10 protein-coding genes and 2 pseudogenes are annotated in these 12823 nt (G+C 59.1%); 8 read left to right on the plus strand and 4 right to left on the minus strand.

What is annotated here, in order from left to right; all coding sequences use genetic code 11:
- Window positions 1-727 precede the first annotated feature (727 nt).
- The 5 genes and pseudogenes from C7G42_RS33460 (at window position 728) to C7G42_RS36035 (ending at window position 6272) form a co-directional block, all read left to right on the plus strand.
- A pseudogene (locus C7G42_RS33460) lies at window positions 728-1602 on the plus strand (tyrosine-type recombinase/integrase).
- A gap of 12 nt (window positions 1603-1614) precedes the next feature.
- A complete protein-coding gene (locus tag C7G42_RS33465) occupies window positions 1615-2817 on the plus strand; it encodes an IS91 family transposase (RefSeq protein ID WP_106953085.1) in 1203 nt (400 codons plus the stop codon).
- The gene (locus C7G42_RS34940) at window positions 2814-3038 is read left to right on the plus strand and encodes a hypothetical protein (protein WP_147250320.1); all 225 of its coding nucleotides are present in this window, start codon (window positions 2814-2816) and stop codon (window positions 3036-3038) included. The genes C7G42_RS33465 and C7G42_RS34940 overlap by 4 nt, the downstream gene beginning before the upstream one ends.
- A gap of 325 nt (window positions 3039-3363) precedes the next feature.
- A complete protein-coding gene (locus tag C7G42_RS33470) occupies window positions 3364-4521 on the plus strand; it encodes an FIST signal transduction protein (RefSeq protein WP_106953086.1) in 1158 nt (385 codons plus the stop codon).
- An 89-nt stretch (window positions 4522-4610) separates the two neighbouring features.
- Window positions 4611-6272, plus strand: coding sequence for an ATP-binding protein (locus C7G42_RS36035; RefSeq protein ID WP_245428129.1), 1662 nt, complete (start codon window positions 4611-4613; stop codon window positions 6270-6272).
- A gap of 321 nt (window positions 6273-6593) precedes the next feature.
- On the opposite strand, the gene C7G42_RS36200 is transcribed toward C7G42_RS36035, so the two are convergent.
- The 3 genes and pseudogenes from C7G42_RS36200 to C7G42_RS36040 form a co-directional block, all read right to left on the minus strand.
- The gene (locus C7G42_RS36200; protein ID WP_283809877.1) at window positions 6594-7073 is read right to left on the minus strand and encodes an ABC transporter substrate binding protein; all 480 of its coding nucleotides are present in this window, start codon (window positions 7071-7073) and stop codon (window positions 6594-6596) included.
- 133 nt (window positions 7074-7206) lie between these two features.
- A pseudogene (locus tag C7G42_RS36205) lies at window positions 7207-7572 on the minus strand (ABC transporter substrate binding protein); the annotation flags it as partial.
- Window positions 7573-7897: 325 nt separating this feature from the next.
- Entirely contained in the window at window positions 7898-8149 is a 252-nt protein-coding gene (locus tag C7G42_RS36040) for a hypothetical protein (RefSeq protein ID WP_106953087.1), read from the minus strand.
- 548 nt (window positions 8150-8697) lie between these two features.
- Here C7G42_RS36040 and C7G42_RS33495 point away from each other — a divergent pair.
- Window positions 8698-9456, plus strand: a complete 759-nt coding sequence (locus C7G42_RS33495; protein ID WP_106953101.1) for an outer membrane protein — start codon at window positions 8698-8700, stop codon at window positions 9454-9456.
- An 86-nt stretch (window positions 9457-9542) separates the two neighbouring features.
- Here the strand turns inward: C7G42_RS33495 and C7G42_RS33500 are convergent, their stop codons facing one another.
- Window positions 9543-10145 (minus strand): helix-turn-helix domain-containing protein, encoded by a 603-nt coding sequence (locus C7G42_RS33500; RefSeq protein ID WP_502694249.1) that lies wholly within the window; start codon window positions 10143-10145, stop codon window positions 9543-9545.
- A gap of 482 nt (window positions 10146-10627) precedes the next feature.
- Here C7G42_RS33500 and C7G42_RS33505 point away from each other — a divergent pair, with 482 nt between their 5' ends.
- Complete coding sequence (locus tag C7G42_RS33505) at window positions 10628-10969, plus strand: hypothetical protein (RefSeq protein WP_106953102.1); 342 nt, start codon at window positions 10628-10630, stop codon at window positions 10967-10969.
- Between the two features lie 1581 nt (window positions 10970-12550).
- Window positions 12551-12823: hypothetical protein (locus C7G42_RS33520; protein ID WP_106952453.1), on the plus strand; the 273-nt coding region annotated here is incomplete at its 3' end.

Consider the following 12823-nt stretch of genomic DNA (forward strand, 5'->3'; position numbering starts at 1 on the left):
AAAGCCTCAGCCGAGATGCTCCCGGTGTGGTTCCTTCCCTCGTTTAGTCGAGCACATTCTTGATCCTACGACGGGCCGTAGCGTGCGCTTGTTCTTATGCAAATGCGGGGAGCGTGTTTGGGACGACTAGCCAATCAGTCCTTCAGGGCTGGCCGTCGCTCCCGCTCACTCCACTTCAGGACAGTTTACGTCGGTGGCCGGAGACCGGGCGACAGCAGCCACTCACTGATGTGCGAGCCGGTCTCAGCGACCCGTGCTTTGCTGATTGCACGTTCCCGCTCAAGGCCTGGTGGAAGCAGTGTAGCTTGCTCGCGCAGCCGCCGGGCCTCTGCAGCTAGGCGTTCTTCAAGGGATGTGGTTTGTTTGATGCGGCGTCGCAGTTGCATGGCTCTAGCTCCTGTCCAGACGGAAGGACGCAGACGCCGCGATGGCGTTCTATTCATCGCGGTGATTGGCTTTGTTAACACCTGTGGCAGACCAAATCTGAGCAAATCTAACCACTCGTCGCGAAGCTCCCTCAGGAAAAGCTCGATGTCTAGAGTCTGCTAAGGGCGGTTATCGCACATCAGTTGGAGGTGCCCCGGGGATGTCAGCAGAGAGCCAGAGGACTAAACCGCTCGCGCGGTAGGGCACGACAGCCGACAGCAAGGCTGAGGGGATAGCGCGACGGGGCGTCCTGTCTTGAGATGAGGGGTTCGCAACCTTCACCCAAGACAGGAGCATCCCCATGACCGACGAGGCCATGAGCCCGTTGCGGCGGCGCATGATCGAAGACATGACGATCCGCAAGTTCGCGCCGAAGACCCAACATGACTACGTGCAGAGGGTCAAGAACTTCTCGGCGTTCCTCGGGCGATCGCCGGATACGGCGAGCTTCGAGGACGTGCGGCGCTATCACTCCATTTGGCATCTAGCGGTGTCGGCGTGCCGACCATCAACCAGCCCGTCTCGACACTGCGGTTCTTCTTCCGGGTCACGCTCAAACGCCATGAGATCATCGAGCACACGCATGTCGTTCACGAGCCTCGCAAGCTGCCGGTGGTGCTGAGCGTGGAGGAAGTGGCGCGGCTGCTCGATGCGGCACCCGGACTCAAATACAGGGCGGCACTCAGCGTGGCCTACGGCGCGGGCCTGCGTGCCAACGAGGTGGTCTCGCTCAAGGTCTCCGATATCGACAGCAAACGGATGATCATCCGCGTCGAACAGGGCAAGGGCGGCAAGGACCGCAATGTCATGCTGTCGCCTAGCCTGCTCGACCTGCTGCGCGCCTGGTGGAAGGTGGCGCGCCCCCAGGGCTGGCTGTTTCCTGGCCGCGACCCGGCGCAGCCGATGACGACGCGGCAGCTCAATCGGGCCTGCCATGCCGCCGCCCAAGTAGCGGAGATCAACAAGCGGGTATCGCTGCATGCCCTGAGGCACAGCTTCGCCACCCATCTCTTGGAGCAGAATATCGACGTGCGCGTGATCCAGGTGCTGCTCGGTCACGCCAAGCTCGATACGACGGCGCTCTATACCCGGGTCGCCACCAAGACGATCAGCGAGGTCATGAGCCCGCTGGAACACATCGCGGTCAAGCTGAAGGAGGCCCGGCCGCCCGGCTGACGCGAGCCCGGCGTGTCTCGTCCGGCTCTGGAGGTTGCGGATATCTTCCGCGTCCGTGGCCCGGCATGGCGGCAGGCCCATGCCGGCCACGTCAGCCTCGAGCAGCTGAAGGTGATGTCGGCGATCGAGAGCTGCCGCACGGCAACCCTCGGCGGCCATGTCGCGCGCTGCGAGGACTGTGCCTACACGTCCATCGCCTACAACTCCTGCCGCAACCGGCACTGCCCGAAGTGCCAGGGGGCTGCGGCGAAGCAGTGGCTCGCCGATCGCCAAGCCGAGTTGCTGCCGGTGCCGTATTATCACGTCGTGTTCACGCTGCGGGCCCGGATCGCCGACATCGCCTATCACAACAGGGCTGCCATCTACGACCTGCTGTTCAAGGTCTCGGCCGAGACGATGCTGACGATCGCCGCCGATCCGAAGCATCTCGGCGCCAGGATCGGCATCACGTCCGTGCTGCATACCTGGGGCTCGGCCATGACCCACCACCCGCATGTGCACATGATCGTGCCCGGCGGCGGCATCTCACCCGATGGCCGGAACTGGGCGTCCTGCAGGCCGGGGTTCTTCCTGCCGGTGCGCGTGCTCTCACGCCTGTTCCGGCGGCTGTTCCTGGAGCGTCTTGCAGCCCTCCACCAGGCCGGGCGCCTGAGCTTCTTCGGCAACGACGCTCATCTCGCCGGAGCACAATCCTTCGCCGCATTGCTTGCAGCCTCCCGCAAGACCGAGTGGGTCGTCTATGCTAAGCGTCCGTTCGGCGGGCCACAGGCCGTGCTGGCCTATCTGTCGCGCTATACTCACCGCGTCGCCATCGCCAACAGCCGCCTCATCGCCCTCGACCAGCACGGCGTCACCTTCAGATGGAAGGATTACCGCATCGAGGGCAGCCACCGTCGAAAGCGGATGACGCTCGCCACGGACGAGCTCATCCGCCGCTTCCTCATCCACGTGCTGCCGAAGGGCTTCCACCGCATCCGCCACTACGGCCTGCTCGCACGGGGGACCTGCGCCGACAACGTCGCACGCGCGCGCGAGCTGCTCGCCGCTGCAAGTTCTGAAGGCCAGCCCACCACGGCTGTCGCCGCCGATCAAACCAAGCCGACTTGTCCATGCTGCGGCGGCCGCATGATCGTCATCGAGGTCTTTGAGCGAGGCGCAACGCCTCGCCACCGACCGACCGCGCCAGCCAGCGCCATCAGGATCGACACCTCATGACCTCGCAACCGCCATTCGGCAAAGCTGCTCGTCGTGCCCGCCGCTCATCGACTGGCCACGGCGACATGCGTCCAAACGCTCATCGGTTGCCGACCGGCCGACCATTGATCGCGCTCGACGCCGCCCACCGCTCAATCATCGACCGCGCCACCGCCGCGCAGCTCGCTGCACCGGTTCAAACTCAATCGGTCAATTTGCCTGCAGCGCTCAAATCCCCATAGAGCCTGCCGCACCAGTCCCGCACACCATGCGCGGTTTCCTCCCTTGGAGGCTTTCGGACGCCGGCCGCCCGAATATGCCGCGCCGTCACGCCAGCGGCCGGCATCCGAAACCCTTCACAGAAGCGGTCCTGAGCATTTGCAAAAATAGGTCAGGCCCCGGCTAAAACCTGCTTGTACAGAGCAATGTATCCCCCAGCGTTCGAGCAGTCATATTGCGACTGCGGATATTGGAGCCTTCCCCGCAGCAGCCCTCGATATTTTTAGCTACTTGGAACTTTTGCTTTCGGAGGGTGTTTACTGCCGTTGTTCAGCTTTGGGGGACACAATGAAAGCGTCGGTAGTCTCGACGGATTCGAGCGATAGCTCGACTGCAGGTAAATTTTTGGCCACCGAAATACGGAATTCCCTAAGCAAACCGCCTGCTGCCTTCATTTTATTTGCAGCTCCTCAACATGACCACGGAGCGATGCTTTCCGCCATCAAAAGGGAGCTGCCCGATACCATCGTTGTTGGAGCTTCCTCTGCCGGCGAATTTACGAACGTGACAAGTGGACAAGGCTCAGCGTGTGCCCTCGGCTTAGTTGGTGACGATGTGGTCTTCTCGTATAGCGTTGGACGTAACCTCGCGATGGATGCCAGTGCGGCAGCCAAAGAGATAGTTTCGAGGTTTACACCGACACCGCCTGGGCGATTTCCATTTCGGGCTGCTCTCGTTCTAGCTGACGCTCTGGCTGGTCATGCTGATATTTTGGTGGATCAGTTGACCTTAGCTACAGCGGGTCAGTATCAATTTTTTGGTGGGGGCGCGGGGGACAACGCTCAATTTCAAAAGACCACTGTATTTTGTGGAGAAGAAGTTATATCCGACGCCGCGGTGGCATTGGAAATTCTTTCCTCAAAGCCGCTGGGCGTTGGTGTTAGTCATGGCTGGACCCCTGCTTCGCGCGCCTATCGCGTCACTGCGAGTGACGGCATGCGAGTGGTTAGTCTTGACGGCTTTCCAGCGATCGAAGCGTTCGAAGAACACGCACAAGAGACTCATCAGAGATTGGATCGAAAGGAACCGTTACCATTCTTTCTGCACAATATTATCGGCGTGGATAGCGGAGCTGAACATCGCTTGCGGGTACCTCTGGCTGTCGATACTGAAGGCGCAGTTATGTGCGCCGCCGAGATCCCCGTTGGATCAGTTGTAAGAATTATGAAGACTAGCACGGCATCTGCAGTTTCTGCCGCGAAACAGGCGGCAAATGCTGCGTTGGATGCATTAGGCGGTCCTCCAGCCGCTGCCCTTTTCTTTGATTGCGTCGCTACTCGGCTGCGGATGGGAGATGAGTTCGGGTTGGAACTCTCAAGCCTGCAAGAGCGCTTTTCCGAAGCGCCGTTGACGGGGTGTAACACCCACGGTCAGATAGCCCGGGCGGAAGGGCAGTTCAGTGGCTTTCACAACTGCACTGCGGTCGTTTGCGTCTTTCCCGAGTAGATCAATTGGGAGATGCCGGGGCTCACCTTTTAAACGGATTTGCCAGCGCCAGCGGAAGGCAGGAAGCTTCAGCGCGACTAGCCAAGGAAATGGCAGCCGATGCCTTCCTCATTTTCTTGAAAGATGAAGAAACAGGCAGTTTTACGCCAGCTCAGGGATTTGACCAGCGGCTACCCGGTGGCCGGTCTTGGCGAGCGTTTTTAAGGCGCGCGTCAACTTGCTGCGAGTTCTCCGGAGAAGTAGCCTTTCCCGACGCCAACACGCTCGTTCCCGCCGTTGCTCGTTCGGTCGCTGCGGCAACGTTGGTGTTCGTCGGCAAAAACATGGATATTCGCTGGAATAATATCGAGTCCGGCCTGCCGCTTTTGATCGAGCTACTGAAAAGCGAAGCACGCATCCATATGGCACTGGCACGGGAACGTTCCGCCACAGAGGCCGCGGCTCACGCAACGCACCTTGCGCGCGCACTCGATGGCGCCCGTAAGGACGTTTCCGCAACGTCTTTGAGACTTCAGCAACTCAATGCGACGTTGGAACAGCGTGTAGCGGAAGAAATCGCGCGTCGGACGGAGGCGGAAGCGGCCCTGCGCCAGGCCCAAAAGCTTGAGGCGATCGGTCAGCTTACCGGGGGTGTTGCGCACGACTTTAACAACCTGCTTACGGTTATCATGGGTGGTCTTGATACCATCGGGCGGCAGATCGCGAGCATGACCGATGCACCACAGTTTGGACGCATCATGCGAGCGCAGGCAATGGCGCATCATGCATCTCAGCGCGCGGCGACGCTCACCGCCCGCTTGCTAGCGTTTTCACGTCGGCAACCGCTAGATCCAAAGCCCATTAATGTAGATCGTTTGCTCGGCGGAATGACCGAACTGCTCAAGAGTACTTTAGGAGAGCAAATCAGACTTGAGATAGTGGGCAATGCAGGTTTGTGGAGCGCCTTTGCTGATGCATCCGAGCTGGAACACAGCATCCTCAATCTGGCGGTCAATGCGCGAGATGCGATGCCCGGCGGAGGACGACTTACAATCGAAACCGGCAACACTTGGCTGGATGATGAGTATGTTGCCGCGCTGCCAGAGCCTGTCCCTCCCGGCCAGTACGTTTTGGTCGCTGTTACGGACACCGGAACCGGAATGGATAGCGCAACCATCGATCGCGTTTTCGAGCCTTTTTTTACGACTAAGGAGGTAGGCAAAGGGACTGGGTTGGGACTCAGTCAAGTTTACGGGTTCGTGCGACAGACAGGTGGCCACATTCGGATTTACAGCGAGCCGGGGCATGGCACGACGGTCAAACTCTATCTTCCTCGATCGCAGACTGAACCCGATAAGCAGGAAGATCGCAGCATCCCGACCGCAGCGCTGTTGAGGGGTAACGAAGCTATCCTAGTTGTAGAAGACCATGACGATTTGCGCGCGTATTCATCCGGTGTGCTCCGCGACCTGGGATATCAAGTTTTCGAAGCGGCTGATGCAGCCTCGGCCATTGGCTTTCTTGAATCCTCTCGGTCTATCGATCTTCTCTTCACAGACGTTATATTGCCGGATGGCCTTACCGGGAAAAATATCGCCGATCACGCTAGGCGCTTGCACCCAACCATCAAAGTCCTATTCACAACCGGCTACACACGCAACGCGATAGTCCACAACGGTCGGCTTGATGCGGGGATCAACTTGTTGAGCAAACCATTCACCTTTCGCGGTCTGGCGGAGAAAGTACGTAAAATTCTTGACGAAGAAACATGAGATGCGGGGATGCTCAAATCTCTGCGGCATCGCGAATTCCATCTCGCGTCGACGCCAAAGCCAGCTGATACAACGCGAAAATGCCTCTTGCAGTTTCCGGGCGAGTCTTACGTGCGCCTTGGCCATAGCTGAAACGGCCGGCACGCCTGATACACGTCTGAGTGCGAAGCCTGTCGCCCGCGACGGGTCAAAAGGCGAGCTGCGCACCGGTCTCCCTGAGTCCGCTCTGGGTCAAAAGCGGCCCTGGAACGGCTGCACGCGGTAGGTCGGCTGTGGCCAGAAGCGGACTCATGCACCGCCGCAATGCCGCAATTAAGGTCTCTATTCGATCACCTTGTCCGCGCGGATTAGCAACGAGGGCGGCACAGTGAGACCGAGCGCCTTCGCCGTCTTCATGTTGATCAGGAGCCCGAATTTGGTTGGCCGTTCTACCGGAAGGTCAGAAGGCTTAGTGCCTTTGAGTATCTTGTCCACGTAGCCCGCCGCACGGCGGAATAGATCTCGGGCGTCGGCTCCGTACACAGACAGTCCGCCATCGGCATAGTGCCTGAACAGATAGTTTGCCGGCAGGCGATACTTTGCTGCGAGCGCGAAAATCCGCGAAGCCTGGACATAGGTGAGCGTATCGCCAAAATCGATGATCGCGTTGGCGTTCTGGGCGGCAGCGGACGCAAACGCGGCGTCGAGCTCGTCGGCCGTGGCCGCTTCGACCGGCACCAAAGTCACCCCGAGCTCCTGCCCTATTCGTGGTACGTCTTCTGCGAGATATAGCTTCTGCATTGGGTTGGCCGGATTGACCAAGAGTGCGATTTTCGAGGCGCCGGGAACGAGTTCTCGAAGGATTTCGAGACGTTTCGCGAGGAAGTCGTCCGACCATTGTCGAAAGGCCCGTCACGTTGCCTCCGGGGGGCGCCAGGGTTTGCACAAGGCCAAGCTTCACGGGATCGGCCACACTTACGAATACAATCGGAATGGTGGTGGTGGCCGACTTCAGCGCTACGGCCGCTTGCGGCCCGGGAGCGATGAGCAGTTCGGGGCTAAGGGCAATCAGATCGGCGACAGAAGCCGCCAGTCGATCCGAGGGATGGGAAAATCGATACTCGATTACGAGATTCTTACCCTCGATCCATCCGATGCTGCGCAGCGCATCAAGAAGCACAAGCTCGGCTTGATTAAGAGCTTTTGCGCTTCCATCACCTACAGCAAGAAAGCCAAGCCGACGACGCTTTCCCTGCGCGCGCGAATAACGTGGCGAAAGAAGCAACGCCGCAGTGCCAGCTATGAACTCCCGCCGTTTCATTCGACCCTCATCACAGCGTGAGGACGAAGGCGCATCGTATCACGTCTCGCTAGTCGCGGCATTCTGTGGCTGCATATGCTGCGGTGCGAATGCGGTGCGTGGCTCAGGGCGGCGGTGGGTCATAACCGCCCTTCGGAGTGCCGGCCGGCTGCTTCCGGTCTACCCTATGAGCCGACCACCCGGGACGCTGCCTAGACTTCGCGTTCGGGCCAATAGCCGACCTGTAGGGGAGGTAAGCTGCATGGCCGAGAAGTGGTTCTGAATACTGCCGCGGGTCACGAGGTTGGTTTGCACACCAAGACTAGTGGCCCGCAAACAGATCACTTTATCGACGCGCTCCGACGCGATTAACGCCACCATTGGCGTTGCCGCCGACGTTATGACGGACTGCAGCGCGCGCAACGGGGCGCGGCCTCAGGGTTACGCCGGCCCGGGCAACGCACCCCCCCGGATAATCGACGTACTGGCAATAGACGATTGCCTGTGCCGGTGAAGAATTAAGCGTAACACCTGCAAGTGCCAGAAGGGCGCTGGCAGCGATGCCGGTAAGCGTCACTGACTTTATCTTAGGTTTCATGATGGTGCTCCTCTAAGGGTAGCGGAAGCCACGCATTCCTACGGCTTACGAATAGCGTGTGCGCTTAGAGATGAGCGACATTGACGTGGATCAAGGGTGAGCCGGGCTGTCCATTCACAGTGCCTGCGATGACACCAACCTGGTATGTCACCTTCGAAGTCCGCAAACGCGGAACGCTGCCGAAGCAACGGAGCCCTCGGCAAACGAGGACCTTCGCTACGGAAGCAGAGGCCAAGGCGTTCGTTCGTGCAAAGCTCGACGAAGGCCTCGCTGTATTTGCAGGTACGATCAATCCGAGCGTCCCTCGGCGGCTTATTCCGTCGGCCCGCATCCGAGCCTGGCTTGACGACGAACTACCAGACACTGAACGACATACCGGCCCCGATGCTGAATAAGCACGTCTCCGTGCACATAGACGGCTGTTGAGTGTTGCCATTATGTTACGGGCTTAGGATCTCATCGAACGTAACGTCTGGATGTTCCGCCATGCTTATGCACGCCAGTCTGCATTTGCATCTCTAGACAAAAAAGAGCGAGGAGACATGACGATGAGAAGGCTTTCGATGGCTGCGATTGGCTTCGCGGCGCTCAACATGACGGCTCCGGCCATCGCCGCCGATATGGCGGTCAAGACAGCGCCGCCTCCAGCCCCGGTGGCGGCGGTTTACACCTGGAGCGGCTTCTACGTTGGCGCCAATGGAGGCTGGGGGCAGAGCCATGGCTGCGTGGATTTCCTGACGCCCGTAGGGACAGTCGCAGGTGGTTGCGCCGATCGCTCCGGAGGCCTCGTGGGCGGACAGATCGGGTATCGCTGGCAAACCAATCAGTTTGTGCTCGGCCTGGAAGCGCAGGGCGATTGGGCCGAAATCAAGAACACGCGCGTCAGCCTGATCGATCCACTGATCTCGACCACAGGCAAGATCGACGCTATCGGGCTGTTTACGGCCCAACTCGGTTGGGCTTGGAACGCATCGCTGCTCTACGTGAAGGGCGGCGCCGCCGTGACGCGCAATCGCTTCGATGTATTCAATAACGTCACTGGGGTCGGACTCGCCTCGGCAGGCCACACGCGCTGGGGTGGTGCCCTGGGCGTGGGCTGGGAATACAGCTTCACGCCGAACTGGTCGTTCGGCATCGAGTATGACCATCTCTGGATGGGTCGTGACAATTTCGGCTACGCAGGCGTGGTCACGCCCGGAGGGTTCGTCCTCACCGGGAGCGGGGTCAGCCAGGATGTGGACATGGTCACACTTCGGTTGAACTATCGTTTCGGCGGCTATGGCGCGCCGGTCACCGCTCGCTACTGAACCGTGGTTCCGCCCATAATGGAGGCCCCGACAACGGGGCTTCCGCATTATCTAATGGCGAAGGGGCTTTCCCTTCGATCTGGCTACTAGTCCTGACGATCAAGGCCGGCGAATAGCTGACGGTCCAAGAGCACGATCTGGCGTTGGCTGGTACCGACGAAGCCGAGGATGCCAAGCTCGCGCATATGCGATAGTGACCGCGAGACAGTCTGGAGCGTCAGGCCAAGATAATCCGCAATATCCCGCCGTGACATTGGCAGCGTCAAAATCCCTGCAACAGCGAGCCGCTCGTCCATTTCGAGGATGAAGGCTGCAACCCGTTCGGGCGAGGACTTGCGTCCAAGTAGCAGAACATGGTCTTCCGCATGCTTGAGATTACAGGTTGTCATGTCGAGCAGTTGCTTAGATAATTTACAGTCACGCTCGGCAATTGCGTTCAAACTTTGTCGCCGTATCAGGCGGACAGTCGTGTCTACGACGGCTTGTAGTGTGAAGCGGTGGGTACTTCCATTCTCCATTCCGAAGATGTCGCCCACCACGTGAAATGCGCCAATTAGCCGGCGGCCATCCGGGAGCCACTTGCAGCTTCTTACCGTGCCGGATTTGACTTGGTAGACATAATCAGCGGATTCCTTCTCGCCGTAAATCTCGCTGCCCCTCAGATACGTATATTTGCTGAAGTTGATCATCGGATTCGTTTCGCTCCTCATTCCGAGTTCAGAGAGCGAGTGCGTACGTGGCAAGGAAACGGAGGAAAGCATGAGCATTGTCCGCTCAATGGTGATGGCAAGGGCCTGTCAACCGCGCGGTTTGCGGTGCCGGATTGGGCCGCGCATGGCGACGAGAATTCTCAGGTATTGTGCGACCGCTCGGTATTGTCCTAAAGGTCAGTGCACCATTAACGACGGCTCCAAGCGGCTTTGGTGGTTAGCAACCATGACGCCGCCAATAGATGCAGCATTCCGCCGGCGCTAGAAGCCGCTCGATCCACACCAGGACTTGAATCGCCGCCGCAACAGCACGACACAATCCATGTCGCAATGACAGCAACTGCCGCGCTTTCAATAAAATTGATTCTGGTGAGCAGAGCTGTCCCTTGATCTAGCGCAATAGGGGCCTCGCTGAAGTCTCCAACCTCACGATGCCGGATTAGCCCGGCTTGGAGGCCATCATGAACGCGAAACGACTTTGTGCTGTGGCTGCTGCATTCGCGTGTGCAGTCTCGCTTTCTTTTGGTTGGACTGAAAACGATGGCTTGTCCCTCTCGGTCCAGAAGACTGAAGCAGCGACACGACTGGTGGTGTATTCCAATTATCGTGGCCACCTCTATCGCGGCGGCTATATAGCCGACACAACAGGGCTCCCCTGGTACGCGGTGCGCGCCCACTATGCGGGTGGTCCCTGGAGCTACGGCTACACCGGCTGGACAGACTACGCCGCCCGCAATGGCATCAGTTGCGTGCCCGGCACACTCGTCAAGGGTGGAGACGGCATCATGTACGTCTGCCAATAGGCAGAGCGAGATTAGGAGCGGCGCGTAACCGCCTCTCCTCGGGATGACGGACCACTCGCGTCCGAACCTTGATCAAAAGGAGATATATCATGATGAGATGGCTAGCTGTCGCAACCTTCACCTTGATGATCGGGACCTCAGCTCACGGCATGACGCCCGGGCCGCTTCCTCAATCGGAGAACCTGATCACGCCGGTCGCGGCGGCCTGCGGAGTGGGCAGAACGCGGATCAACGGTGTCTGCGTTGCAAGGACGACGGTGCGCCAGACCCGCCGCGCCGTACGAAGGTGCCTCCGCTGGCAAGGAGGTGTCTGTGCGATGTACCAATAGGTGCCGCCAGGATCGGCGTCCGGACCGTATCCGAACGCCGATTACCAGGTTCTAAAGCCGAACCAGGCGAGTTGCCCTTGCCGCAATATCGCAAGCGGGTGTGGCTGGACTTGTCGCCTAGGCCGGGCCGCAGCATGCAATGTTCTGCGGCGTTGGTCGCGACGAGGGATTCAGGCGAGCGTGTTACCGGACGCGGCAGGGTGCCGCGGGAACGATTATCGGCAATTGCGTATCGAAGACAATCTGCTCCGGCCATTTGCGATCGGAATGAATGCGTATTGCTGGTCGGTCGACCGATGTCTGTTCGAGGATGGACGCCCTCGGAAGATAATAGTCCGTGGCAAAGAGAAGTAAGAGCAACGCCGCTCCGACCTTCCAGAGATATGCCAACAGCGGCATGTCTGTCGCTCCCGTGCCCCCGCAACTTTGCCCTGGGCAAGCTCTACGACGTTGTCACACGCATTCTGCAAAATCGCGACGGACTGCTTGATCTGAATCAAGCACGTCGGGCTGCTTGGAAACGTGACTTCGGTAAAGTCGACTCTTCGAGGATGGGACGACCGGAGTCCGTTAAGGGTCAGAGGCTGCCGTCGACAGCCAGCATGCCCTTGGTCGGGTGATCTCTCGGAAGCGGACATCGCCGCGCTCTGGGCTGAGGTCAACCCCGGGCCAGAAGCGGAATTGGCAATGCCGTGCGAGGGGCCACCAAACCAGCGGCTCTCAAAGGGACAGCTGTCTCTCGCCTTGTCCGGTCTCAAGGACTGAACACACCGCTCCGCGCCGCGAGCCGATCGGGGTTATGAGTAAAAGCACTAGTCCAGCTGCGGCTGCAAACAGGCGAGGCGCCGACCTTCGCACCAAAGGTGCCTCGGGTTGTTCGTCCACCATCGCAGAGGCCCTTTCCTTTGCTATGACCTAATTGCCGAACTCGTCGAGCACGTGCCTGATGGATCATTAATACCTGGCTTGCCGAACGGCTTGGTGCGTATGTCAAATAAACTGACATAGATTGGTATTGCCGATTTTTCCCGACAGTAGTCAGATTCTTGTTGGCAGAAGCGAGTCAACTTGGCATGCTCCTGAGCACCGGGGCTGGCGTTCATCTCGCATCTATTTACACCCGGGTTCTGAAGCAACGGCAACGCTGCGGCAGGGGTTTTAGTACGTGTTATTTAGATCAGCCTAGTGAACTCCTGAGGCCGCCCTTTAGGTGCCCTCTTCGTTGAGAATTCAATTCTGCGGGGACATTGCAATGGCAAAACCAGCCGTTTCCCGTGATGCTTTTCGTGGACTATTCGCCTTCTACGCGGCGAAAGCTCATCACGATCACAAAGCCGGAGCCGAGGAATGCCTTTTAAGGTTGTTCGGGTCTGCGGAATATATTCCTGATCGCCTGCTGCAGCAATGGTCCGAAAAAGCTGACCTGCTCGGTCCAGAAACGGTAGGCAGTGTAGTGGAGCCGCGGGCCCGTGAAATCGCGAGCGGCGGCGCGCGGTACGACCATGCGAGTGATTTTCTCCACTCG

This window comes from Bradyrhizobium sp. MOS003 (assembly GCF_003020125.1).
Lineage (GTDB): Bacteria > Pseudomonadota > Alphaproteobacteria > Rhizobiales > Xanthobacteraceae > Bradyrhizobium.